This is a genomic window from Caulobacter sp. GW821-FHT12D05 (genome assembly GCF_058807295.1).
On record NZ_JBXAQO010000005.1, the window covers coordinates 33271 to 56966 of the forward strand.

18 protein-coding genes and 2 pseudogenes are annotated in these 23696 nt (G+C 67.7%); 8 read left to right on the forward strand and 12 right to left on the reverse strand.

From position 1 onward, the window contains the following. Nucleotides 1-103: 103 nt before the first annotated feature. Genes AC1RRR_RS23530 through AC1RRR_RS23550 form a run of 5 tightly spaced genes read right to left on the reverse strand, consistent with a single transcriptional unit; the run spans nucleotide 104 to nucleotide 4385 of the window. Nucleotides 104-1180: a homocysteine S-methyltransferase family protein gene (locus tag AC1RRR_RS23530; RefSeq protein ID WP_492816683.1), complete on the reverse strand. Its 1077-nt coding sequence runs from the start codon at nucleotides 1178-1180 to the stop codon at nucleotides 104-106. Next, on the reverse strand, nucleotides 1177-2052 hold the full coding sequence (blaCAU, locus tag AC1RRR_RS23535; RefSeq protein ID WP_492816685.1) for a CAU/MBL1b family subclass B3 metallo-beta-lactamase: 876 nt from the start codon (nucleotides 2050-2052) through the stop codon (nucleotides 1177-1179). Before blaCAU ends, AC1RRR_RS23530 begins: the two co-directional genes overlap by 4 nt. Further along, entirely contained in the window at nucleotides 2049-2993 is a 945-nt protein-coding gene (gene metF, locus AC1RRR_RS23540; protein ID WP_492816687.1) for a methylenetetrahydrofolate reductase [NAD(P)H], read from the reverse strand. Before metF ends, blaCAU begins: the two co-directional genes overlap by 4 nt. Next, a complete protein-coding gene (locus AC1RRR_RS23545; RefSeq protein ID WP_492816689.1) occupies nucleotides 2990-3967 on the reverse strand; it encodes an ArsR/SmtB family transcription factor in 978 nt (325 codons plus the stop codon). Before AC1RRR_RS23545 ends, metF begins: the two co-directional genes overlap by 4 nt. Nucleotides 3968-4010: 43 nt before the next feature. Continuing rightward, entirely contained in the window at nucleotides 4011-4385 is a 375-nt protein-coding gene (locus tag AC1RRR_RS23550) for a VOC family protein (RefSeq protein ID WP_492816691.1), read from the reverse strand. Between the two features lie 121 nt (nucleotides 4386-4506). On the opposite strand from AC1RRR_RS23550, the gene AC1RRR_RS23555 reads away from it, so the two are divergent. From AC1RRR_RS23555 to AC1RRR_RS23565, 3 genes are all read left to right on the forward strand, one after another. Beyond that, nucleotides 4507-4806: a PadR family transcriptional regulator gene (locus AC1RRR_RS23555; RefSeq protein ID WP_454714948.1), complete on the forward strand. Its 300-nt coding sequence runs from the start codon at nucleotides 4507-4509 to the stop codon at nucleotides 4804-4806. Further along, nucleotides 4803-5408, forward strand: a complete 606-nt coding sequence (locus tag AC1RRR_RS23560; protein WP_492816694.1) for a hypothetical protein — start codon at nucleotides 4803-4805, stop codon at nucleotides 5406-5408. Before AC1RRR_RS23555 ends, AC1RRR_RS23560 begins: the two co-directional genes overlap by 4 nt. Nucleotides 5409-5491: 83 nt before the next feature. Next, complete coding sequence (locus AC1RRR_RS23565; protein ID WP_492816696.1) at nucleotides 5492-6613, forward strand: serine hydrolase domain-containing protein; 1122 nt, start codon at nucleotides 5492-5494, stop codon at nucleotides 6611-6613. On the opposite strand, the gene AC1RRR_RS23570 is transcribed toward AC1RRR_RS23565, so the two are convergent. Then, a complete protein-coding gene (locus AC1RRR_RS23570; protein WP_492816698.1) occupies nucleotides 6593-6916 on the reverse strand; it encodes a winged helix-turn-helix transcriptional regulator in 324 nt (107 codons plus the stop codon). The two genes, AC1RRR_RS23565 and AC1RRR_RS23570, sit on opposite strands and share 21 nt — an antisense overlap. Nucleotides 6917-6986: 70 nt before the next feature. On the opposite strand from AC1RRR_RS23570, the pseudogene AC1RRR_RS23575 reads away from it, so the two are divergent. Then, nucleotides 6987-7268: pseudogene (locus AC1RRR_RS23575) on the forward strand (carboxymuconolactone decarboxylase family protein); the annotation flags it as partial. A 25-nt stretch (nucleotides 7269-7293) separates the two neighbouring features. Next, a pseudogene (locus tag AC1RRR_RS23580) lies at nucleotides 7294-7529 on the forward strand (carboxymuconolactone decarboxylase family protein); the annotation flags it as partial. Here the strand turns inward: AC1RRR_RS23580 and AC1RRR_RS23585 are convergent. Continuing rightward, a complete protein-coding gene (locus AC1RRR_RS23585; protein ID WP_492816700.1) occupies nucleotides 7526-8188 on the reverse strand; it encodes a hypothetical protein in 663 nt (220 codons plus the stop codon). The pseudogene AC1RRR_RS23580 and the gene AC1RRR_RS23585 sit on opposite strands and share 4 nt — an antisense overlap. A 5-nt stretch (nucleotides 8189-8193) precedes the next feature. After that, nucleotides 8194-9153 (reverse strand): 2-hydroxyacid dehydrogenase, encoded by a 960-nt coding sequence (locus tag AC1RRR_RS23590; protein WP_492816702.1) that lies wholly within the window; start codon nucleotides 9151-9153, stop codon nucleotides 8194-8196. Between the two features lie 245 nt (nucleotides 9154-9398). Between AC1RRR_RS23590 and AC1RRR_RS23595 the strand changes: the two genes are divergently transcribed. After that, nucleotides 9399-9815 (forward strand): hypothetical protein, encoded by a 417-nt coding sequence (locus AC1RRR_RS23595; RefSeq protein WP_492816704.1) that lies wholly within the window; start codon nucleotides 9399-9401, stop codon nucleotides 9813-9815. Nucleotides 9816-9851: 36 nt separating this feature from the next. On the opposite strand, the gene AC1RRR_RS23600 is transcribed toward AC1RRR_RS23595, so the two are convergent. Next, entirely contained in the window at nucleotides 9852-14636 is a 4785-nt protein-coding gene (locus AC1RRR_RS23600) for a hypothetical protein (RefSeq protein WP_492816706.1), read from the reverse strand. Between the two features lie 174 nt (nucleotides 14637-14810). Next, a complete protein-coding gene (ettA, locus tag AC1RRR_RS23605) occupies nucleotides 14811-16478 on the reverse strand; it encodes an energy-dependent translational throttle protein EttA (protein ID WP_492816708.1) in 1668 nt (555 codons plus the stop codon). 241 nt (nucleotides 16479-16719) lie between these two features. On the opposite strand from ettA, the gene AC1RRR_RS23610 reads away from it, so the two are divergent. Beyond that, nucleotides 16720-19020: a TonB-dependent receptor gene (locus AC1RRR_RS23610; protein WP_492816710.1), complete on the forward strand. Its 2301-nt coding sequence runs from the start codon at nucleotides 16720-16722 to the stop codon at nucleotides 19018-19020. Nucleotides 19021-19088: 68 nt separating this feature from the next. Here the strand turns inward: AC1RRR_RS23610 and AC1RRR_RS23615 are convergent, their stop codons facing one another. After that, entirely contained in the window at nucleotides 19089-20198 is a 1110-nt protein-coding gene (locus tag AC1RRR_RS23615; protein WP_492816712.1) for a PepSY-associated TM helix domain-containing protein, read from the reverse strand. Continuing rightward, a complete protein-coding gene (locus tag AC1RRR_RS23620) occupies nucleotides 20198-22342 on the reverse strand; it encodes a TonB-dependent receptor (RefSeq protein ID WP_492816714.1) in 2145 nt (714 codons plus the stop codon). Before AC1RRR_RS23620 ends, AC1RRR_RS23615 begins: the two co-directional genes overlap by 1 nt. 167 nt (nucleotides 22343-22509) lie before the next feature. Between AC1RRR_RS23620 and AC1RRR_RS23625 the strand changes: the two genes are divergently transcribed. Next, on the forward strand, nucleotides 22510-23451 hold the full coding sequence (locus AC1RRR_RS23625; protein ID WP_492816716.1) for an amidohydrolase family protein: 942 nt from the start codon (nucleotides 22510-22512) through the stop codon (nucleotides 23449-23451). The last annotated feature ends 245 nt before the right edge of the window (nucleotides 23452-23696 follow it).

The window sequence follows — 23696 nt, forward strand, 5'->3', positions numbered from 1 at the left end:
CGGCGGTCAGTCCAACCACGGCGTTCTATTCTGAAGCGCTGTCACCCAATCCCCTACCCCTTCCCCATCAAAGGGGAAGGGAGATGGCGGAAGCGCCGATGACTTAAGCCAACTCGAACGGTTCGAGGCCCGCCAGGCGCATGGCCTTGGGACGCTCGGGGATCTGACGAGGGGTGACGCCGCGCACTTCATCGGCGACGTGACGAATGTGGTCCGGCGTGGTGCCGCAGCAGCCGCCCAGGATGTTGACGAGGCCGTCCTTGGCCCATTCGTGCAGGGCGTGGCCGGTCTCGTGCGGCTCCTCGTCGTACTGGCCCATGGCGTTGGGCAGGCCGGCGTTGGGATAGGCCGCGACCAGGGTGTCGGCGATACGGGCCATCTCGGCGATGTGCGGGCGCATCAGGTCCGCGCCCAGGGCGCAGTTGAAGCCCACGGCGAACGGCTTGCAGTGCTTGATGCTGTTCCAGAACGCCTCAGCCGTCTGGCCCGACAGGGTGCGGCCCGAGCGGTCGGTGATGGTGCCGCTGATCCAGATCGGCAGCTCTTCATGGCCCTCGTCGCGCAGGTCGAGGATGGCCTTGATGGCGGCCTTGCAGTTCAGGGTGTCGGTGATCGTTTCGATCAGGAAGAGATCGACGCCGCCCTTGTACAGCGCATCCACCTGCTGGCGGTAAGCCTCATAGACCTGGTCGAAGGTCACCTTGCGCGCGCCCGGATCGTTCACGTCCGACGACATCGACAGCATGACGTTCAGCGGGCCGATCGAGCCGGCGATGAACTTCGGCGACGCGGGGTTCTCGGCGTTCCAGCGGTCGGCGACCGAGCGGCCGATCTTGGCGCCCTCGAAATTGATGTCCCAGACGTCCTGCTCGCCCAGGTGATAGTCGGCCTGGGCGATGGTGGTGCCCGAGAAGGTGTTGGTCTCGGAGATGTCGGCGCCGGCGGCGAAATAGGCGTCGTGAAGTTCGGCCACGAGATCCGGCCGGGTCAGGCACAGGATGTCGTTATTGCCCTTCATCTGGCCGTTGTAGTCGGCGAAACGATCGGCGCGGTAGTCGACCTCCGACAGACCCTTCTTCTGGAACATCACGCCCCAGGAGCCGTCCAGGATCAGGATCTTCTGCTTGGCGGCGGCCTTGAGGGCAGCCACCCGATTGGCGCGGATGGAAAGGTCGGTCATCGCTTGGCTCCCGGATTGGCGGCCTGCTGGCGCGCCAGTTCCTGGTTGAACCGGGTCTCGTAGCCGTCGACGAAACGGGAGAGTTCGGTGGGGTCGATAAAGGCGTTCGGGTCGCCGCGCAGCAGCTTCTGGCGCTTGGCCAGCAGCTCGCCCTGCTCCTCGTGGCTGGGCAGCACGACGTCGGTCGGGATAGCGCGCATGGCCGCGAAGCTTGCGCGATAATCCGCCACGATGTTGCGGTGGGTCTTGTTACCGACCAGGTGGTTGCCGGCCACCGACAGCGAGCATGGGAAGGTCACGTTCAGCGGCCGGCCCTTCTCGGTCACCGCCATGGTCCAGGTGGTGCAGCCGACGGTGTGGCCGGGCGTCAGGTGGGCGACCAGGGTCGTCTCGCCGACCTTCAGCTTCTGGCCGTCGCCGAAACCCTTGTCGACCTTGACCGCCGGAAAGGGCGTCAGGCCGTTGTCGTTGTCACCGAAGTGTTGGCCCTTCTCCAGGGCCGGCTCGTCCAGGCGTGAGGCCCAGACCTTGGCGGTCGGGATGTCGGCCTTCAGCTGGGCGATGCCGCCGGCGTGGTCGTAGTGGGCGTGGCTGTTGATCAGCACCTTCACGTCGGCCAGCTGGAAGCCCAGCTGCTGGATGCTGCGCTCGATCAGCTTGCCGCCCTCGGCCGACGGACCGCCGTCCAGCAGAACGTGGCCTTCCGACGAGGTGATCAGCCAGGCCGACAGGCCTTCGGAGCCGACATAATAGATGTTGCCGACCACGCGGTACGGCTTGATCGGCTTGACCCAGTTGCTGTTGTCGTCGGCTAGAGCCGGTGACGCGACAGCCGCCAGGGCGAAGGCCAGGGAGATCAGGACGCGCTTCATGCCGCAGCCTCCGCAGGAGCCGGAGCGGTCTCGCGCACGCCCAGCACACGGCAGATGGCGTAGACGAGGTCAGCCCGGTTCAGGGTGTAGAAGTGGAAGTCCTCGAAGCCCTGCTCCTGCAGCTTGGCGCACATCTCGGCGGCGACCGAGCAGGCGATCAGGCGGCGGGTCTCGGCGTCGTCGTCCAGGCCTTCGAACAGGTTGGCCAGCCAGCCCGGGATCGCCGTGCCGCAGGCGGCCGACATCTTCTTCAGGCCGTTGAAGTTGGTCACCGGCATGATCCCCGGCAGGATCGGGATGGTGATCCCAGCCGCGCGGACCTTGTCGACGTAGCGCAGGAAGGCGTCCAGATCGAAGAAGAACTGGCTGATGCCCCGCGTCGCGCCGGCGTCGACCTTCTGCTTCAGCACGTCGATGTCGTGCTCCAGCGACGGGCTTTCCGGATGCTTCTCGGGATAGACTCCGACCAGCACCTCGAACGGCGCGACGCCGCGGATGGCCTTGGTCAGCTCGGTGGCGTTGGCGTAGCCGTCGGCGCGCGGCACATAGACCCCGCCGATGCCGCCCTCGGTCGGCGGCGGGTCTCCGCGCAGCGAGACGATGTGGCGGACACCGGTTTCCCAGTATTCGCGGATCACTTCGTCCACTTCCTCGCGGCTGGCGCCGACGCAGGTCAGGTGGGCGGCGGGCTTGAGGCTGGTCTCGTCCAGGATGCGCTTGACGGTGCGGTGCGTGCGCTCGCGGGTCGAGCCGCCGGCGCCGTAGGTCACCGAGACGAAGGCCGGATCCAGCGGCGCCAGGCGGGTGATCGCCTGCCACAGGTTCTCTTCCATCTGCGGCGTCTTGGGCGGGAAGAACTCGAACGACACGCGCGGACGGCCGGTGCGTTCACCGGCGCGGGCGACGGGACCGATCACGCGGCGGGTGGGCGGAAGGGTCATGCGGCGTTCCTCGCGGCGTTAGCCAGACCGGGACGGCGCGCCGTCCAGATCTTCACGGTCAGGCCCTCATCCGTAGCCGGCGGCAGGGCGATATTGCTTTCCAGCTGCAGACCGGCGGCCTGCAGCCAGGTGACGATCTCGACGTCGTCGAAGCCCAGGCGGCGGTGCTGGTGCACCTCGCGCAGGAACTCATGGTCGTGCGGGGCGAAGTCGGCGATCAGCAGCAGCCCGCCGGGCGTGACCAGCCGCGCGGCCTCGGTCACGGCGTTGGCGGGGTCCGACAGGTAGTGCAGCACCTGGTGCACGGTCACCAGGTCGGCGCAGCCGCCCGGCAGGCCGGTACGGAAGATGTCGCCGTGGCGCAGCTCGCAGCTGACCAGGCCCGCCTTGGCGACCTCGTCGCGGGCGATGTTCAGCATCTGCTGCGACAGGTCCAGGCCCAGGGCGTTGGCGGCGCGCTTGCCCAGCAGGGTCAGCATGCGGCCCGCGCCGGCGCCCAGGTCGACCAGTTCGTCGAACGGCCCCTCGCCGGTCGCGCGCAGGATCGCGGCCTCGACCTCGGCCTCGTCGACATACAGCGAGCGGATCTCGTTCCAGCGCGCGGCGTTGCGAGCGAAATAGGCCTGGGCGTCGGTCGAGCGCTCGGCGCGGACGGCGGCCAGCTTGTCGGCGTCCAGGCGCACGACGGGATCGGTGTCGTCGATCAGGTCCAGGGCCTGCTCGACCAGGAAGCGGCCCGCCGACTTGGCGGCCAGGCGATAGAACACCCAGGCTCCGTCGGGAAAGCGCTCAACCAGGCCGGCCTCGGCCAGCAGCTTCAGGTGCCGCGACACGCGCGGCTGGCTCTGGTCGAGGATGCGGCACAGCTCCAGCACCGACAGCTCCTCGGCCGCCAGCAGGGCCAGGAGCCGCAGTCGCGTGGACTCGCCGGCGGCGCGCAGCACCTCGACGACCTGTTCGGCGGTTAGCTTCATAGGGACATAAAGATATCTTTATGTCCGATTTGGCAAGAGGATATTATGCCCCAGCTTCAGGCTTAGCGGGCTCCCAGAGCTCAATCTTGACCCCTGCGGGATCCAGAAGCCAGGCGAAACGGCCCATGCCGCCTTCGTCCTGCTGGCCCAGCGACTCGACGCCCTCGGCGGCGGCCTTGGCCAGCACGCCGTCGATATCATCGACTATGAAATTGATCATGAACGGCGCGGCCGACGGTGCGAAATATTGGGTGTCGGCGGCGAACGGCGACCAGTTGGTCGTGGTCTTGGGCTGCTTGAAGATCGCCCCGCCCCACGAATGAATGTCGAAGCCCAGCACCCGGGCGTACCAGTCGCGTAGCGCGGCCGGATCCTCAGCCTTGAAGAAAACCCCGCCCAAACCCAGCACCTTGGCCATCGCCTGCTCCCTCAGCCCCGAGGGCACCTTAGCAGAGGCTGCGGCAGCGCGAAGCCCGCACCTCGACAATAAGTCTACATATGTCGATTGACTCATAACTCTACATATATAGTCTGCACATATGACCCGGACTCGAGCCGCCTCCCCGCAGACCCGCGCCGTGCTGGAAGCCCTGATGGCCCAGCCGCAGGCGTGGCGTTACGGCTACGACCTTTCCAAGGAGACGGGCCTGAAGTCCGGCACCCTCTATCCGCTGCTGATGCGCCTGTCCGACCAGGGCCTGCTGGAGGCCGAGTGGCGCGAGCCGCAGCAACCCGGCCGCCCGCCGCGCCACGCCTATCGCCTCACGGCCCAGGGCCTGGCCGCCGCCAACGCCCTGCCCCGTCCCGATCCGTCCGGCCTGGAGGTCCAGCCCGCATGAGCCCGCTCGCCATCCGCCTGCTCGACCACGCCCTGAAGGTCATGCCGCCGGCCCGCCGCGACTGGATGCGCGCCATGCAGGCCGAGCTGGCCTACATCCCCGATCCCCCGGTCGCCATCCTGTTCGCGCTGGGCGGCGTCTGGGCCAGCTACGGCCAGCGGGCGCTCGAGACCCTGACCCTGGCCCGCCTCACCCGCTGGACCCTGGCAGCCGCCGCCCTGATCTGGGCCGGCAGTTACGGCGTCGCCACAGCGCTGATGGTCGCGGTCAAGGCCACGCCGGGGATCACCCCGCAGGACCTCGGCTCGGGACCCGGCACGGCCGCGAACCTGCGGTTCTTCCAGACCTATCCGACGACGCAGCTGGCCGTCTTGCCGGTGGTCGCCGTGCTACTAGCAGCCGGAGCGGTGCTGCTGGTCCGACGCCGGCCCGACGCCTTGCCGCTGCTGGCAATGGCCCTCACCGGCGGCCTGATCGTCGCCATCGCCGACCTCGGCAGGGATTGGCCGTTGGCCTGGTCGGACGGCTGGCTGGTTCCCCTGGTCTGCCTCGCGCCGGTCTGGTGGCTCAGCCGCCGCGCGCCTGACCTGCGCCTGACCTAACCACACTCACCAACCTCGCTCATCCAGCCGAGAGACCCTTCGTCTCCCGCCGATGACGCGCGCCCATGCTTCGGAGATCACCCATGCCCTTCGACCGTCGCCAACTGCTGCTGGGCGGCGCGGCCCTGGCCGCCACGCCGGCTCTCGCCGCCGAGAACAAGACCGCCGACGCCATTGCCCAGCAGTTGCTGGTCGCCAACACCGCACCGGCTCTGTCCCTAGCGGTCGCCCGGCCCGGCGGCGTGCTCTGGTTCAAGGCCCTGGGCAAAGCCGACCTCCAGCTAGACGTCGCCACGACCCCCGCCCATCGCTTCGGCTTGGGCTCAGTCAGCAAGGTCGTCACCGCCACAGCCGCCGCTCGCCTGGTCTCGCGCGGCGTCCTCGACCTGGACGCGCCGATCACGCGCTGGCTGCCCGACCTGCCCGCCCAGCACCGCCAGACCACGCTGCGCCAGCTGTTCACCCACCGCGCCGGCATCCGCCACTACGACCTCCAGCGCGACCTGGGCGCCAAGGCGCCCGGCGGTCCGATCGGCCAGCGCGCCTATCCGTCCAATCGCGAGATTCTGGACATCTTCATCAACGACCCGCTGATCGCGCCGGTCGGGACCAAGGTCGCTTATTCCTCGTACGGCTACACCCTGGCCTCGATCGTCATGGAGACCGCCGCCAAGCAGCCCTTCGTCGCGCTGCTGAAGGCCGAGGTCGGCGCGCCCTTCGGCCTGACCAGCCTGGACAGCGACGACAGCTTCGCCATCAAGCCGGGCCGGGTCAGCGGCTACACCGACGCCAAGCTCTACAAGAGCCTGGGTTATCCGCTCGCCCAGGAGGGCCTGGCCAATTCGCGGCGCGACAATCCGGCCTACAAGTGGGCGGCTGGCGGGCTGATCATGACGCCCTCGGACATGGCCCGCTTCGGCGCGGCGCACCTGGACAGCAAGATCACCAAGGCCGAGCGCGCCCTGCTGTTTACGCCCATGACCGAGAAGACCGGCGCCATGCCGCCGCTGGGCCTGGGCTGGCGCATCGATACGGACGACAAGGGCCGCCCGCGCTGGCACCACGCCGGTTCGGACGAAGGGTCCCGCGCCAGCCTGGTGATCTATCCGGACCTTGGCCTGTCGATCGCCTTCGCCACCAACCTGTTCGCCTCGCCGGGCAATGTGCTGAAGCCCTCGTCGGACCTAGCCGACGCCTTCGCCTAGGTCGCTGGCCCAGGCCTCGGACCAAGCCATCAGCGGCCAAAGAGCGGCGATCAGCTCGGCCCCGCGTGGGCTCAAGCGATAGCCACCCTCGGCTGCCACGATGTCGGCGGCGCGCAATTCTGAGAGCCGGGTGTTCAGCGTGCCGGGCGGCAGTTCGGCCGCCGCCTGCAAAGCGCGGAAGGTCAGCACCCGGCCCTCGCGCAGCTCCCAGACGATCCGCAGCGCCCCGCGACGGCCCAAGAGGTCCAGCGCCGCCATGATCGGCTTGCCGGTCTCCGAGCCGCGAACGGCGCGCCCGGGCAAAGGTGCTTCATTTTTTGTAGCGTCATCGGAATTTTCCATGTTACAAAATTTGTAGCACGGAGGATTTGCTATGTCGCCGAGGATCGAACCCGCTAAGGCCCCCTACCCGCCCAGCGTCGCCCGTACGCTGGAACAGCTGAAGACGCCCGGCGACCAACCGCTGTCGTTGTTCCGCACCCTGGCCCGCGACGAGCGCCTGTTCAGCCGCTTCACCGGCGGCGGCCTGCTCGACCCCGGCCATTTGACCCTGCGCGAGCGCGAGATCGTCATCCACCGCACCTGCGCCCTCAACGGCTGCGGCTATGAGTGGGGCGTGCACGCGGCGATCTTCGCGGGCGCAGCCGGCCTCGACGCCGAGCAGTTGGCGGCCACCGCCGCGCCGGGGATCGCGCCCTGCTGGGGACCGCATGAGGCGTTGCTGATCAGCTTCTGCGACGCCGTCCACGCCCGCGCCGACATCGACGACGCGCTTTGGGCGCGCCTGGAGCAAGCCTTCAGCGAAGAGGCCCGGATCGAGCTGATGATGCTGGCCGGCTTCTACCGAACCGTCAGCCTGCTGGCGAATGGCCTGCGGCTGGCGCCGGAGGGGTTCGCGGCGCCGTTTCCGGCCTAGCCACAGGTCTCCGAGACCTTGGTCCAGATCTCGCGACTCTCGATCACCGTCTCGTTGCCGGGAACCGCGCCGCCGCCCAGGCTGGCCTTCAGCGCGGCCAGTTGCTGCTTGGCGGCCTCGCGCTCTTCCGGCGGACCGGAGCGGATGGCTTCTTCGATCTGGGCGATCACCGGGGCCATGGCGGCATTGGTCTGGGCGGGAACTGGCGCGCCGCCCATCGGGGCCTGGCGGGTCTGGAACGTCCGCTCCCAACGCCCGTCCGCCAGCTTGCGGAAGTTGTCGGAAATCAGTTGCCCGCCCGAACAGGCCGTCTGGTAGGTCGAGCCGCCGCCGGGCAAGGCGTGGAAGGTCCGGGTCATGCAGTTCGACGGGACGGGCGGCGGCGCGCCAGGCCCCTTCACGCACCAGTGGTGGCGGCCCTGCCCCGGATAGGACTGGGTCGTCACCGCGCCGTCGGGACCGGTCTGCTCCACGGTCGCCGCGCCGGTTGCGCCGTCCAGGCGCTGGACGCTCTTCATGACCATCGGCCCTGAGCGCACGGTCATGGTCGTCTCGGAATCGATGCGGTAGTCGCCCGGCGGCGGCGCAACCTGGCCAGCCGCCAGCACCGCAGCAGCCGATGCGAGGGCGACCACGCCGCCGAGCACAAGAGCCCTCATGCGCCTCAGGCCGCGACCGGCGTGGCCAGGGGTTCGCCGTGGAAGTAGCGGCGCAGGTTCTCCAGGGTCAGGCTGACCATGGCCGGGATGCTGTCCAGCGTCGCGCCGGCCGTGTGCGGAGTCAGCACGGTGTGGGGCACGCCCACCCAGCGCGCGGCCGGGGTCGGCTCCTGCGCGTAGACGTCCAGCGCCGCCATGCCCAGCGTACCGGCCTTCAGGGCCTCGATCAGGGCGTCCTCGTCGATCAGCGCGCCGCGCGCGACATTGACGATCAGGCCCTGCGGCCCGACGGCCTCGATGACGGCCTTGTTGATCAGGTGATGGTTCGAGGCGTCCGAACGCGAGCAGACCACCAGCACGTCGCTGTCGCGAGCCAGGGCCAGCAGGCTGTCGGCGCGGGGATAGTCGGTGTCCTTGGGGCGCGGCCCCCACCAGGCGATCTTCATTTCGAAGGCCCGCAGGCGCGCGGCCACCGCCTCGCCGATATAGCCCAGGCCGACGATGCCGACCTTGCGGCCGCGCAGGCCGTGACGCGGGGCCATGCGCTCGGCGTGGGTCCAGTGACCCGAGCGCAGGCGATGGTCGCCCTCGACGATGCCGCGCCAGGCGGCCAGGACCAGGCCCACCGCGTGATCGGCGACGTCGGCGGCGTTGAGGCCCGTCGAGTGGGTCACGGCGATGCCGTGCGCCTTGCACCACGGCACGTCGACGCCGTCATAACCGACGCTGACGCAGGCGATCAGGCCCAGCTGCGACATCTCCGAAAGCATGTCGCGCGACAGCGCGAACTCGCCGGCATGGACGATGGCTCGCACCCGTCGCCCCGGACCGTCCAGGAAGGCCATCCTGTCGGGATAGTCCCACAGCCGATGCACCGTGTAGGCGCCCTCCAGCAGCGGCTGCAGGGGCAGCAGCATCTCGTGCGAGAGCAGGATGTGGGGCTTGTCGGCGGCCGTTTGCGGCATGCATGTCTCCTTGGCGGGACAGTCGTCTTGCGGACTTGAGGCTACTCTTCTGGGAGCGCTTATCCAGAGCTAAGCAGAGGCTTGGCCGATCGCCAGCCCCCTCCCGACGATGTGAAACATCCCGCCAAGAACCCGGCCAAAGCGTGGCGGTTCCCCCTGGCCACGGCAGAGCTGTGAACAACCGGCGTTCCAGCGGGTTTTGCTAGCGGCGCCACAACGGCGCTTCCAGGTCTGGAGAAACCCCGATGTTGACCAAGACGCTCGCCGCGGCCGCGGCGCTTTCGCTGCTGGTCGCCGGCGGCGAGGCCCTCGCCGCCCAGAAGGCCTCGACCACCATGGCCGGCCCCAAGCAGCCGATCCCCTATGATCAACTGAACGCCTACACCAAGGCCTCCGCCAAGACGCGGGCCAGCAAGGACTGGTGGGCGGGCCAGGCCTCGACCGGCATGTCGGCGGATACGTCCGCGACCGCCCCGGCCACGGCCAGCGATCCGGCGACGACGCCGATGCCCGACACCGCCGTGAACCCGACGCCCAGCGCCGCGCCGCCCAGCCTGCCGGTGACCCCGCCGATCAACGCCACGCCGCAGACGGGCGACCCGACCCTGCCGAACCAGCCGGTTCCGGGCGCGCCGGGCGTGCCCCCGACCGAACCGAAGTAGCCTTGATGACCCGGGACGGCCTGGCCGTCCCGGTGGTCACCCGCCGCCGAAGACGAAGTCGGCCTTGTAGTAGCCCTTGGCGGGATCGAGGATGTCGATCGTGAACGGGGCCGAGCCGTCGGCCAGGTCCGCCAGCCAGGCGTCATTGGAGCGCACCATGACGCCCAGGTCGGCCTTCTGCGCCTCCGCCAGCAGCCAGCCGACCATCGCCGCCTTGGTGCCGATGCCTTCACGCCCGTCGCCGCCATAGGTCGCGAAGTAGTCGACGCGCGTGTCGATCATCGCGTGGATCTGGGTGTCCGAAGGCGCGGCGCCGAAGATGGTCTTGTAGGCCTCGCGCGTGGCGTCGACGAAGCTCAGCGACCCGTACTTGGCCAGGAAAGCGTCCTTGCCCTCGCCGTTCTTGCCCAGGTTCACCGCGAAGTTGATGTAGCGGTTCTCCAGATTGAAGCTCTGGTAATAGGCGCTGTTGAGGTTGTTGGCGTTCGGGCCGGTGGGCGAGACCAGATAGTCGATCCCGGCGCTGCCCGGGATCTTCCCGGTGAAGAACTCGTAGGCCAGGGTCGCCACCGAGGTCGTGGCGCCGGCCGCCTTGATGATCTCGGTCACGGCGGCGGCCTGGGTCAGGGCGCCGCTGTCGAGCCGCGCCGACAGGTCGCTCGCCAGCACGCCGCTCGCGCCCCCGGTATTGCGCAGGATATTGCCGACGAAGAACATCATGCCATCGCCGAGCGCGACGGTCTTGTCGCTGTAGCTGATGTATTCGACGTTCCGCACCGTATCGACGCCCTCGTAGTTTTGAGGTGACGACGGCGGCGCGTAAGGGCGACGATCGGCGATCTTCCAGCCATCGCCCGTCCAGGTGACCGTAAAGTCGGTGCTCGCCCCGCGCATCACCACCGTATCGACGCCCTTGCCGCCGTCGATGACGTCGTCGCCTTCCCAGCCGGTGATGACATTGTTGCCAGCATCGCCGGTCAGGCGGTCCGAGGCTGTCGAACCGGTCAGGTTCTCGACGTTCTTGAGCGTTACCCAGGCGCCCTCGGCGATCATTTGCCGATCGGTCCGGCCCAGGTCGATGACGACGCCACCGTCGAAGAACGGGGCCATGATGGTGTCGAAGCCGGCGCCGCCATCGACGGTGTCGCTTCCCGCGCCCACACCCGTCGTCTCGGGCGACAGAACAATGGCGTCGTCGCCATCGTCGCCGAAGAGCTGATCGTCCCCGGATCCGCCAGACACGATGTCGTTGCCGGCCCCGCCGCGCAGCACATCGTTGCCGGCGCCGCCGCTGAGGTTGTCGTCGCCCCCGCGACCTTCGATCAGGTCGTCGCCGTTCTCGCCGTTGAGCTGGTTGTAGCCGTCCGTGCCGCGGAAAACGTCGTTGAACCGGCTGCCGATGATGCTCTCGATACTGATGAAGGTGTCGCGACCTTCGCCTGTCTCCTGGGGCGTCGAGACGGCCAGGTCGACGGTGATCCCGCGCGAGGCGTTGTTGAAGCCCAGGAGGTCGTTGCCCTCGCCGCCATCATAGGTGTCGTCGCCCGCGCTGCTGGCGATGGAGTCGTTGCCGGCGCCAGCCTTGAAGATGTCGTTCCCCGGCGTTCCCAGCAGCGCATCGTCGCCCGCGCTACCCGAAATGACGCCCGCCGGGTCCTTGAGGTTGATCGTCCGGTCCTGGAACTTCAGCGCTTCGACATTGAAAAGCGTGTCGCGGCCCGATTGGAACAGGCCGCTCTGGTCGGTGACGACCCACGAGCCATCCGCCGACTGGGTCATGGAATAGTTGGTCGAGGACCCGCTAAATTCGACGGTGTCGTAGCCGTCGCCGCCATCGACCGTATCGTCGCCGTTGTCGGCGTAGATCACGTCGTCGCCGGCGCCGCCCTTGAGGATGTCGGCGCCACGAGAACCGTACAGCTTGTCGGCATAGGCGCTGCCGATGACCCCTTCGATGGAGATCAGCTTGTCCAGGCCCGCGCCGGTATTCTGCTGGCCCGACAGGAGGAGCTGGATGAACACCGGCCCCAGCGCGCCGGCATAGCTGACGATGTCCGTGCCGTCGCCGCCGTCCAGGACGTCGTCGCCCAAGCCGCCGGTCAGCAGGTCGTCGCCGCCCATGCCGTTCAGCACATCGTCATAGGCGCCGCCCGTCAGCTGGTCCGCGCCCGCCGTGCCGGTCAGGGTCACGCCGGCCTGGGAGGCCAGGGTGATCGACTTGTCCGAGAAGCGCAGCACCTCGATGCCGCGCAGCGTGTCGACGCCGCTATAGGCATAGGCGTAGGTGGCCGGATCGCGCAGGTCCCGCACGGTCAGCGACCCGTCGCTATTGAGGGTCCAGCTGTAGTCCGAGGCGTTGCCGTCGAAGACGGCGGTGTCGTTGCCGGCGCCGCCATCCAGGAAGTCATTGCCGATGGAGCCGCTCAGGACGTCATCGCCCGCGCCGCCCGACAGCTGGTCCGCGCCGTCGGCGCCGTTGATCGTATCGGCGACCCCGGTGCCCACCACGACGTCGTCGCCGGAGCCGGCATAGATCTCGATCCCATTGAGCGTGTACTTGTCGCCGATGACGATACGGTCGCTGTAGTCGCTGCCGTAGCCGCCGTAGAACCGCTCGATATTGGTGATCTTGGATCCGGCGGTTCCCTCCCAATTGCCGGTCATGTCCAGGTCCAGCGCTTCGCCGGATCGGGAGTACCAATCGCCGATCACGAGGGTGTCGATCCCCGCCCCGCCGTCGACGGTGTCCTTGCCGTCGAAGACGATGGTGTCGTCGCCCGCGCCGCCGCTGATCTTGTCCGCGCCCAGGCCGCCATAGATCTTGTCGGCGCCGCCCGAGCCGACGATCGTGTCGTCGCCCGCGTAGCCCCGCAGGATCAGGCCGTTATAGGCCTCGCGGCCCATGATCTCGCCGTAGTAGTAGGTGATCTGGGTGACCAGCCCATCGCCGACGATGATCGTGTCGGCGTCGTTGGAGCCGGAGATGTCGTAGGTATCCTCGACATTGGCGATCGTGCCGCCATTGACCGTGCCGACCCCGCCGCTCCACAGGCCTCGCAGATCGATATTCCAGGCCGACGCGCCGCTGAAGCCCCGCAGGACGTCGCGCCCCGCGCCGCCGTCGATGGTGTCGTTGTAGCTGACATAGAAGGTGTCGTCGCCGTTGCCGCCGTACAGCCAGTCAAGACCCTCGCCGCCCGAAAGGAAGTCGCCGCCATCGCCGCCATAGAGCGTGTCGTTACCGGCATCGCCATTCAGGTTGTCGCCGAGCGCGCCGCCGACGGCGTAGTCGTCTCCGGCGCCCAGGCTCACGCTGAGCCCGTTCGAGCCGTCGGCGGGCCCTGCCCCCCAGATCACCCGATCGGCCATCTGGCTGCCGTTGAACGCCTCGATCTTCTCGACGCCCCGGATCTCGGCGCCGTTGATCAGGCCGGCGCCGCCCGTCCACAGGTTGGTCAGGTCGATGTTCAGGGCTTGCGCGCCGTAGTTGTTCGTTCCCCATTCGAACGACAGGCTGTCCACGCCCGCGCCGCCGTCGATCGCGCGATCGCTGGCGTCGATGATCAGGACGTCGTCGCCCGCGCCGCCGTTCAGCGTGTCGGCGCCGGCCCCGCCCGTAATGTAGTCGCGTCCGCCGCCCCCGGTCAGGACGTCGTCGCCGTCGCCGCCATTGATGGTGTCGCTGCCGCCCCCGCCCGTGAGACGATCAGCGCCGCCGCCGCCGTTCAGCGTCGTCGCGCTGACGTAGGCTTCGCCGACGACGACCGTGTCATTCATCGCGCCGCCGGTGACCAGGCCCAGCACTTCGACCTCGGTGATGCTGAGCCCCGCTGAAGCATACTGGCCGGTCGCCCAGAGCGTGGTCAGGTCGATGTTCAGAGCCGTGGCGTCCGCCACGAAGTTGATCGTGTCACGGCCCGCGCCGCCGATGACCTTGTCGGCCCCCGCGCCCAGATAGAACTGGTCGTCGCCGTCGCCGCCGTCCAGCGTATCGTCGCCAGCCCCGCTATAGAGGCTGTCGTGGCCCATGCCGCCGACCAGCGTTACGCCCGTGGCGCCCGCCTTCATCGTGTCGGATCCCAGGCCGCCGACGATCCGTTCGATGCTGCTCAGGGTGTCGCGCCCCGACGAGATGATGAAGACCGTGCTTTGCGATAGGTCGACGCTCAGATTGTAGTAGATTTGGCTGTAGTCGGCGGTGTCGAAGCCATCCCCGCCGTCGAGGATGTTGTCGCCATTGCCGCCGTCCAGGGTGTCGTCCCCCGCGCCGCCTCGCAGCGTGTCATTGCCATTGCCGCCGAACAGCTTGTTGGCGCCGTTGTCGCCGGTCAGGACGTCGGCGAAGCCGGAGCCCAGCAGGCCTTCGATACCGCTGAGGGTGTCCTGCCCCGACCCGCCGGTGGTCTGGGAGCCCGTCACGGCCAGGCTGACCGTCACCGCCGACGTGGCGTCGTTGTAGTCGGCATAGTCATAGCCCGCGCCGCCATCGAGCACGTCATCCCCCGCGCCGCCGCGCAGGGTGTCGTCACCACCGCCGCCCAGCAGCGTGTCGTTGCCGCCGCCGCCGCTCAACAGATTGGCGCCGCCGTCGCCCGTCAGCTTGTCGTTGAAGGCCGAGCCGGTGAGGTTCTCGATATTGAGCAGCGTGTCCGAACCGGCCCCGCCTGTGGCCTGAGGGCCTGAGATCGTCAGGTCCACGGTCACGCCGGCGGTCGCGTTGCCGTAGTAGGCGGTGTCGACGCCCCCGGCGCCGTCCAGGACATCATCGCCCGCGGTGCTGACCAGGGTGTCGTTGAATGCCGTACCCGTCAGATTCGCCATGTCGTGACCCCGAGCTTGGATCGCGGCGCAGGCTCAAAAGTCACTAACGCCACCTAAAATTGAGCCCAGCTGTGCCCTAAAATTCGAGGTTTCGTCAATCGTACTGACGCCGGAACGCAAAAGGGCGACGGCCTGCGCCGTCGCCCTTCATCCGAGGCCCGAAAGTTCGGCGCCTTAGCGCGCGAACTTCTGGAACTTGATGCGCTTGGGGATGAGGCTGTCGGCGCCCAGGCGGCGCTTCTTGTCCTCTTCGTACATTTCGAAGTTGCCCTCGAACCATTCGACGTGGCTGTCGCCTTCGAAGGCCAGGATGTGGGTCGCCAGGCGGTCCAGGAACCAGCGATCGTGGCTGATGACCACGGCGCAGCCGGCGAACTCTTCCAGCGCCTCTTCCAGGGCCTGCAGGGTTTCGATGTCCAGGTCGTTGGTCGGTTCGTCGAGCAGCAGCAGGTTGCCGCCGGTGGCCAGGGTCTTGGCCAGGTGGACGCGGTTGCGCTCACCGCCCGACAGCAGGCCGACCTTCTTCTGCTGGTCGCCGCCCTTGAAGTTGAACGAGCCCACGTAAGCGCGGCTGTTGATCTCGCGCTTGCCGACGATCATCACGTCGGTGCCGCCGCTGATCTCTTCCCAGATGGTCTTGTTCGGATCCAGGGCGTCACGCGACTGGTCGACATACGAGAGCTTGACGGTCTCGCCGACCTTGACCGTGCCCTGGTCGGGCTGCTCGCGGCCGGTGATCAGCTTGAACAGGGTCGACTTACCGGCGCCGTTCGGGCCGATGACGCCGACGATGCCGTTCGGCGGCAGGCGGAACGACAGGTCCTTGAACAGCACCTTGTCGCCGTACTCCTTCTCGAGACCGTTGACCTCGAGCACCAGGCTGCCCAGGCGCGGGCCGGGCGGGATCTGGATGTGGGCCTGGGTCTGGGCGGCGCGGGCGTTTTCCTGCGCGGCGACCATCTCGTCGTACGACGCCAGACGGGCCTTCGACTTGGACTGACGGGCCTTGGGCGAGCTGCGGACCCATTCCAGTTCGCGGGTGAGCGCGCGCTGGCGGGCTTCCGATTCCGACTGCTCCTGGACGACGCGCTTTTGCTTCTGCTCCAGCCAGCCCGAGTAGTTGCCCTCGTAGGGCACGCCCTTGCCGCGATCCAGTTCCAGGGTCCACTTGGTGACCTGATCCAGGAAGTAACGATCGTGGGTCACCAGGATGACGCAGCCCGGGAACTCTTCCAGGTGATGCTGCAGCCAGGCCACCGACTCGGCGTCCAGGTGGTTGGTCGGTTCGTCGAGCAGCAGCATGTCTGGCTTGCTGAGCAGCAGGCGGGCCAGGGCGATGCGGCGCTTCTCACCGCCCGACAGGTCGGCGATGCTGGCGTCGTTGGGCGGGCAACGCAGGGCGTTGATGGCCATCTCGACCTTGGAATCGATGTCCCACAGGTCCTTGGCGTCGATGACCTCCTGCAGCTTGGTCATCTCCTCCATCAGCTCGTCGGTGTATTCCTCACCCAGCTGAGCCGCGAGCGCGTTGTAGCGGTCGAAGATCTGCTTCTCTTCGCAGTCGGCGATGACGTTGCCCCAGACGTCCAGGGTCGGATCCAGCACGGGCTCCTGCGGGAGGTAGCCGCGCTTGATGCCGTCGGCGGCCTTGGCCTCGCCCGAGAATTCCTTGTCCAGGCCGGCCATGACCTTCAGCAGGGTCGACTTACCCGAGCCGTTGACGCCGACCACGCCGATCTTGGCGTCGGAATAGAAGGACAGCCAGATGTTCTCGAAGACCTTCTTGCCGCCGGGATAGGCCTTGGTCAGGCCCTGCATCTGGAAAATGTATTGCTGCGCCATGAGGGCTCGCGTGCTCGCTGGACGAGGGTTTCGGGGATTGGCCGCTGAAATAGCGGTCCAGGCCGCTTCGCGCAATCGTGGCGGGGTCGGATCGTCCTATCCGCGATAGCGCTACCGTCATGGTTTAGTCGCGTGACTGTCGGACAGCCGACACGCTCCCGTCGCCGCGCCGTCGTGGACCGCTGTTAGCCGAGCTTCCCAGGTCGACGTCTCTCCGCGTCGGCAAGGGGAAAAGAAGCTTATGAAAAACCACCTGATGCTGGGGGCCGCCATCAGCGCGCTCCTCTTCGCCGGCCACGCCTTCGCCGCCGAAACCGCCGCCGACGCCGCCCCGGCCGCCGCGCCCGCCGAGGCTTCCGAAGTCGACGCCGTCATCGTCATCGGCCAAGGCCAGAGCCGCCAGGTCCAGACGCTGAAGGACGACGCCATCGGCCTGGAAGCCGCCGGCACCAGCGCGCTGAAGGCCGTCGACAAGCTGCCGGGCGTCACCTTCCAGTCGGCCGACGCCTTCGGCGCGTACGAGTGGTCGACCCGCATCTCGATCCGTGGCTTCAACCAGAACCAGCTGGGCTTCACCCTGGACGGCGTGCCGCTGGGCGACATGACCTACGGCAACCACAACGGCCTGCACATCAGCCGCGCCACCGCCACCGAGAACATCGGCCGCGTCGAGCTGGCCCAGGGCGCGGGCGCCCTCGGCACCGCCTCGACCTCGAACCTGGGCGGCACGCTGCAGTTCTTCTCGCGCGATCCGTCGGAAAAGATGGGCGGCGAGATCGACCTGACCGGCGGCTCGGACAGCATGCACCGCGTGTTCGGCCGTTTCGAAACCGGCGCCATCGAGCAGCTGGGCGGCCTGCGCGGCTACCTGTCGATCGCCGACCAGAAGGCCGACAAGTGGAAGGGCGGCGGCGAGCAGAAGCAGCGCCAGTACGACCTGAAGGTCGTGATGCCGCTAGGCGAGCGCGGCGACCTGACCGGCTTCTACCACCGCTCGGAACGCCGTGAGCAGGACTACCAGGACCTGTCGTTCGACATGATCCGCCGCCTGGGCCGCAACTGGGACAACACCCAGCCGAACTGGGCCCTGGCCATCGCCGCCGCCCGCGCCTACCAGACCGGGACCGCCCTGCCCGCGCCGTTCGCCACCGTGGACGACGCCTACTACGCCGGCGCCGGCATCCGTGACGACGATCTGTTCGGCGCCAAGCTGAACCTGGACATCACCGACCACGTCAAGCTGGACGTCACCGCCTACGAGCACAAGAACGAGGGCCAGGGCCTGTGGTACACGCCCTACACGGCGACGCCGGGCTTCGGCACGGCCGGCTCTGACGCCGCCCCGCTGTCGATCCGCACCACCGAGTACGACATCAGCCGCGGCGGCATCACCGGCGGCCTGACGATCGACATCGGCGCCCACCGCATCGGCGTCGGCGGCTGGCACGAGATCAACCACTTCAACCAGGCCCGCCGCTTCTACGGCGAGACGATCTCCAAGCCCTCGCGCGACGCGCTGGACTTCCAGGAGAACCCGTTCTTCACCCAGTGGCAGTACCGCTTCGAGACCAAGACCACGGTCGCCCACCTGGAAGACGAGTGGACGATCAGCGACGCCTTCAAGATCAATTTCGGCTTCAAGTCGATCAAGGTGACCAACGCGGTGACCACCGTCGTCGGCAACCCGCTGTCGGGCGAGATCCAGAGCAAGGACAACTTCCTGCCGCAGGCCGGCTTCGTCTGGAAGGCCACGCCTGACTTCGAAATCTTCGGCGGCTACACCGAGAACATGGGCGCCTACGTCTCGGCGGCCACCTCGGGTCCGTTCAGCTCGCTGAACCAGGACAACGTCAACTACGTCGCCACCAAGCTGAAGCCGGAAAGCTCCAAGACCTTCGAAGCCGGCGCGCGCTATCGCACCGACCGCTTCCAGGGCGTGGCCGCCGTCTATCAAGTGGCCTTCGACAACCGCATCCTGGCGGTGCAGCAGGGTTCGTCGATCCAGGGCAACGCCCCGGTGCTGTCGAACGTCGGCTCGGTCGAGACCAAGGGCGTCGAGCTGGCCGGCACCTATCGCATCACCGACGCCTGGAGCCTGTACGGCGCCTACACCTACAACGACTCCAAGTACGACAACGACGTCGTCTCGCTGGACGGCAAGCTGCAGGCCCGCACCAAGGGCAAGACCGTGGTCAACACGCCCAAGAACATCTTCAAGGGCGAGATCGCGTTCGACCAGGCCGGCTTCTTCGGCAAGCTGGGCGTGGCCTATACCGACAAGCGTTACTACACCTACGAGAACATCGGCGGTGAAGTCCCCTCGACCACGGTCGCCGACCTGACGGTGGGCTATCGCTTCGCCGAGGACAGCTGGGGCAAGGGCTTCGAGGTCCAGGCCAATGTCACCAACCTGACCGACAAGGACTACATCTCGACCATCGGTTCGGGCGGTTTCGTCAACAGCGACACCAAGGGTGAAGCCATGACGGTCCTGCCGGCCGCGCCGCGTCAATTCTACGTGTCGATCAAGAAGACGTTCTAAGGTCCGTCAGGATCGAAACGACGAAGGCCGGGAGGGAAACCTCCCGGCCTTTTTCGTGCGCGGTGCGCCTAGGCCGCGACGGCCTCTGGTTTGACCTTCGCCTTGGGCCTCTTGCGCTTGGGCACGCCCGTCGGGTTGCCCCAGAAGGTCACGACCGCCAGCGTGCCCAGCAGGGTCATCGTCAGGCCCGAGACCGTCATCACCAGGCGATAGGGCAGACCGCCGACCTTGGCCGCGTGCAGCGGGAAGTCGAGATTGGCGATACGCGAGCCCAGCGGCATGGCTTGGGCGTCGCGGCTGCCGACCATCTTGCCGGTGGCCGGATCGAACCAGGCCATGCTGCGGCCGTTGGGCAGCCACTCGGCCTGTTGGCGCAGGCGGATGCCGATCAGCCCGCCCGCTTTGGCCGGCAGGCCGATGGTCCGCACCTCGGCGCCGGGGAAGCGGGCCTGGGCCTGGCCGATGACCTGGGTCCAGTCCAGGTCCTTGGCCAGCTTGCCGCCCTTGATCTTCGGCGCGGCCGAGGCCTTCTCCATCACCGCCGCCGACGAGAACGGCTCGCGCAGGGCTTGTGAGAACCACTTCAGGTTCATCGCCGCGCCGGTGGTCAGCGACAGGATCAGCAGCGGCGCGATCAGCACGCCCAGGTCGCGGTGATGATGGACGATGGCCGCCCGCTTCATCATCCGGGGCCAAAGACGGATGTGGAACATCCGCCGCGTCGGCCACCACAGGATCAGGCCGGTGATCACGAAACCCAGACCCGCCAGGCCGGCGATCCCGCCGACGATCTCGCCCGCGTCGCCGTTGAACAGGTGGTGGTGGAAGTCGAAGATCCAGACCTCGGGCCGGGCCCAGTTGGAGGTCCAGGCCTGGACGATGTTCCCGTCCTGGTCGGCGAAGGCCGCCTGCTGTTCCTTCTTGTAGGCCAGCTTGTGCAGGCCCATCCGCTCGGTCGCCAGGACGATCGAGCGCGGCCGGTCCTTAGCGGCGAAGACCTTGGTCGCCATCGCCCCCAGGGTCGCCGCGTCCTGGCGCTGCACGTCGGCGGCGTGGGGCACGGTGGCGCGCAGGAAGGCGTCTTCGTGCACCAGCAGCGCGCCGGTGAAGCCCAGGAGCGCCAGCAGCAATCCGATCAGGCCGCCGGTCCAGCGGTGCAGCAGGCGCAGGGTCTTCATCAGAAACGGGCTTCCCAGCCGAGGGTCACGGTGCGGCCGCGACCGGCGTAGATCTTGTCCTTGGTCGGCAGGCTGGTGTCCGAATAATAGGTCAGGTACTGCTTGTCGAAGAGGTTCTGGACGCCCAGCGACACCGCCCCGACCGGCAGTTCGTACCGCACGAAGGCGTCGGCGACCGTGTAGCCCTCGAAGTCGTCCTTCACGAGCGCGGTCTGCATGTTGCGCGAGATGTACTTCTGCACCTGGGCGCGCACGGCCCACTTGCCGGTGCGGTAGTCTGCGGCCAGGTTCAGGCGGTCGGGCGAGATGTTCGCGCCGTCCAGATAGGTGTCCAGCGTCCCATCCGCGTTGGTGTCGGTCTTGCCGCGCAAGCGGGCATAGCCGGTCGAGACGTCCAGACCCTCGATCGGGGTCTTGGCCTTGACGTTCACTTCCAGGCCCTCGATGGCGACCTTCTGGCGCTGGACGTCGAAGATGCCGCCGGCGTTCTTGACCAGCAGCTGGCCCAGGTCGGACGAGGACCAGAAATAGGCGACGCTGGCGTCAAACGGGCCGCGCTTGTACTCGGCGCCCAGTTCGCGGTTGTTCGACACGATCGGCTCGACGGCCAGGTAGGTGTCGACATCGACATTGGCGACATTGATGGCGCGCAGGATGCGGCCGACGTCCGGCACGGTGTAACCCTCGGCATAGCTGCCATAGAAGCGGATGCCGTGGGCCGGCTCGAACACGACGCCGCCGTTGGCCAGGGTGGCCTTGAAGTCGGGATTACCGCCGCCGACCTTGCGCGCGCCGTAGAAGGCCAAGGTGGTGAAGTCGTTGACCTTCAGCTGGACGTTCTCGAAGCGCAGGCCGCCGGCCAGCCGCAGCTTGCCGTCGAACAGGGCGTAGTTGCCCTGCACGAACGGGGCGACGCTCTCGAACTTGGTCGGTGGCACCCAGGCGCGGCCGGTCGCGACCAGCAGCTGGGCGGTGGTGTCGGTCAGGGCGTCGACGCCGACGGTGGCCGTCAGGTCCTTGATGCCCGGCACGGTGCGCTCGTAGTTCACGCGCGCGCCCAGCTTGCGCGAGCGGTTCGAGGACTGGTCGAACAGCGTGCCGTTCGGGGCGATGCTGACGTCCTGGAAGGTGGCGTTCTTGTCGCCGCCGAAGGTGTCGCGCGAGCGGTTGAAGAACAGCTGGGCGGTGAAGTTGCCGCCATAGAGGTCGCTGGTCAGCTGGGCCGAGACGGTCTCGACGCGGTTGGCGGCCGGGATGCCGGGCACGACGCCGCGATAGGCGGTGGTGGGCAGGCGCGTGGCGCGATTGCCGTCGGTGGGCGCAACGGCCGTGCCGGTGACGGTCACATAGTCGCCGTCGCCCTTCAGCTCGAAGCGGTTGGCGACCAGGTCCAGGCGGGTGTTCTCGGCGATCTGCCAGCCGAAGCGACCGAACACCGACAGGGTCTTGGAGTCCTGGACGTCGCCCTGGGTGTTGTCCATGCCGATGCGGCGGCCATTGGCGTCGTAGAAGGCGCCGCGCGCGTCATAGGCGACGCCGACCGTGGCGTCGAAATCCCCTTCCCGCCAGCCGACCAGGCCGGCCAGCTTGCCGCCCATGGCGTCACCCAGCTTGTGGGCCAGGGTGGTCTGGGCCAGGACCTTGCCCGAGACGCCGTCCCGCAGCGGCGGGCCGACCGTCACCTGGTTCACCACGCCGCCGGTGGCGCCGATGCCCTGCAGGGCGTTGGAGCCGTAGATCAGCTCGACGCGGTCGATGAAGAACGGGTCGATCGTATAGCCGTCGCGCGAGCCATCGCGGATCGGGGTCGACTGCGGAATGCCGTTGATGGCGTACAGCGGCGAGCGGCCGCGCAGGCTCTCGCCCGAGCCCGACAGCTTCTGGCGCGTGGGCGAGAACGACGGCGACAGGGTCGAGATGGCGTCGACGATCGAGCCGCCGATGGCGACCTGCTGGCCCAGGGTCTCGTTGTTGATCACGTCCACCGTCAGCGGCAGGGCGCTGGCCGGCAGGCTGGTGCGTGCGGCGGTGATCACCACCTGGTCGACGTCAGTCGTGCTCGCGCCCGACTGGGCGTGGGCGGCGGTGGCGCAGGCCAAGGCCAGCAAGGAGACGGCGGCGAGACGGGCGGCTTGAGACGACATGGGCGGATCCGGGCAACGAAGGTCCGGCGGCGGGTATAACTTTTGCGATTGATTTGCAATATCGGACGTCGAAATGGCGACGCTTCGGCGTCATGACCTCCGGGGTCATTTCGCGTTCGCGCCGCCCGCGCTACCCCAGTTCACAGATGTAACTCGGGGAGAGATCCATGACCTTCGGACGCAGAACCTTCCTGGCGGGCGCGGGCGCCCTGGCCGCCTCCACCGCCTTCGCCGCCCCGGCCAAGCCGCGCCGGATCATCGACGTGCACATGCACGCCTATCCGGCGACGACGGTCTTCGACGACCCGATCGTCAATCCGATCACCGGCAAAAAGAGCCCGATCCGCACCGGCGTCGACCACATGGAAGCCTGCATCGCCGAGATGAAGCGCCGCAACGTGGTCATGGGCGTGGTCAGCGGTGGCGACGGCGACCGGCTGAAGGCGGCGACCGACTGGCACGATCGCGACCCGGCCCGCTTCATCGCCGGCGCCGGCGTGCGCGGCTCGGACGACACCCCGCTGCCGCCGCTGGACGTGCTGCGCAAGGCCTTCGCCGACGGCAGCATCAAGGTGCTGGGCGAGGTCACCGCGCAATATGCCGGCCTACCTTTGGGCGATCCCAAGTACGAGCCCTACCTGGCCCTGGCCGAGGAGTTCGACATCCCCGTGGCCCTGCACACCGGCTCCATGCCGGGCGGCACGACCTTCGACGCCTGCTGCCGCACGGCGCGGGCCCGGCTGGGCAACCCGGAATATGTCGAGGAAGCGCTGAACCGGCATCCCAAGCTGCGCCTGAACCTGATGCACGGCGGCTGGCCCTATCTGGGCGAGACCATCGCCATCCTGATGCTGTATCCGAACGTCAATCTGGACACCGGCGCCCTGGCCTGGCTGCTGCCGCGTCCGGCCTTCCACGGCATCCTGCGCCAGCTGGTCGAGGCAGGTCACAGCAAGCGGATCATGTTCGGCTCGGACCACATGTTCTGGCCCGACGCCATCGGCCTGTCGATCGACGCGGTCGAGGCCGCGACCTTCCTCACCGAGGATCAGAAGCAGGACATCTTCTTCAACAACGCGGCCAAGTTCTACAAACTGCCGGTAACCTGATTTCACCCCGTGCCAGCGGTGACACGCAAAAGAAAAGCCCGGCCAAAACGACCGGGCTGAAAGTTTATAGGGAGGAAACGCCCAGGAAGGGCAGAGGCGCTCGGCGCCTCACGGGATGCTGATAGCGCTACCATCAGTGTAGATGCAAGCGATTCCTGACCGGCGCGGCGACCTGCCGCACTTTGATCGCTCGCGACGCTTTACGGCGCGGCCTGGAGGTCATACCAATGTTACCGCTACCGACA

What these genes read in the sequence shown, in the direction of transcription:
- AC1RRR_RS23530 (WP_492816683.1), bottom strand. Translation starts at nt 1,180, where the DNA reads ATGACCGACCTTTCCATCCGCGCCAATCGGGTGGCTGCCCTCAAGGCC.
- blaCAU (WP_492816685.1), bottom strand. Translation starts at nt 2,052, where the DNA reads ATGAAGCGCGTCCTGATCTCCCTGGCCTTCGCCCTGGCGGCTGTCGCG.
- metF (WP_492816687.1), bottom strand. Translation starts at nt 2,993, where the DNA reads ATGACCCTTCCGCCCACCCGCCGCGTGATCGGTCCCGTCGCCCGCGCC.
- AC1RRR_RS23545 (WP_492816689.1), bottom strand. Translation starts at nt 3,967, where the DNA reads ATGAAGCTAACCGCCGAACAGGTCGTCGAGGTGCTGCGCGCCGCCGGC.
- AC1RRR_RS23550 (WP_492816691.1), bottom strand. Translation starts at nt 4,385, where the DNA reads ATGGCCAAGGTGCTGGGTTTGGGCGGGGTTTTCTTCAAGGCTGAGGAT.
- AC1RRR_RS23555 (WP_454714948.1), top strand. Translation starts at nt 4,507, where the DNA reads ATGACCCGGACTCGAGCCGCCTCCCCGCAGACCCGCGCCGTGCTGGAA.
- AC1RRR_RS23560 (WP_492816694.1), top strand. Translation starts at nt 4,803, where the DNA reads ATGAGCCCGCTCGCCATCCGCCTGCTCGACCACGCCCTGAAGGTCATG.
- AC1RRR_RS23565 (WP_492816696.1), top strand. Translation starts at nt 5,492, where the DNA reads ATGCCCTTCGACCGTCGCCAACTGCTGCTGGGCGGCGCGGCCCTGGCC.
- AC1RRR_RS23585 (WP_492816700.1), bottom strand. Translation starts at nt 8,188, where the DNA reads ATGAGGGCTCTTGTGCTCGGCGGCGTGGTCGCCCTCGCATCGGCTGCT.
- AC1RRR_RS23590 (WP_492816702.1), bottom strand. Translation starts at nt 9,153, where the DNA reads ATGCCGCAAACGGCCGCCGACAAGCCCCACATCCTGCTCTCGCACGAG.
- AC1RRR_RS23595 (WP_492816704.1), top strand. Translation starts at nt 9,399, where the DNA reads ATGTTGACCAAGACGCTCGCCGCGGCCGCGGCGCTTTCGCTGCTGGTC.
- AC1RRR_RS23600 (WP_492816706.1), bottom strand. Translation starts at nt 14,636, where the DNA reads ATGGCGAATCTGACGGGTACGGCATTCAACGACACCCTGGTCAGCACC.
- ettA (WP_492816708.1), bottom strand. Translation starts at nt 16,478, where the DNA reads ATGGCGCAGCAATACATTTTCCAGATGCAGGGCCTGACCAAGGCCTAT.
- AC1RRR_RS23610 (WP_492816710.1), top strand. Translation starts at nt 16,720, where the DNA reads ATGAAAAACCACCTGATGCTGGGGGCCGCCATCAGCGCGCTCCTCTTC.
- AC1RRR_RS23615 (WP_492816712.1), bottom strand. Translation starts at nt 20,198, where the DNA reads ATGAAGACCCTGCGCCTGCTGCACCGCTGGACCGGCGGCCTGATCGGA.
- AC1RRR_RS23620 (WP_492816714.1), bottom strand. Translation starts at nt 22,342, where the DNA reads ATGTCGTCTCAAGCCGCCCGTCTCGCCGCCGTCTCCTTGCTGGCCTTG.
- AC1RRR_RS23625 (WP_492816716.1), top strand. Translation starts at nt 22,510, where the DNA reads ATGACCTTCGGACGCAGAACCTTCCTGGCGGGCGCGGGCGCCCTGGCC.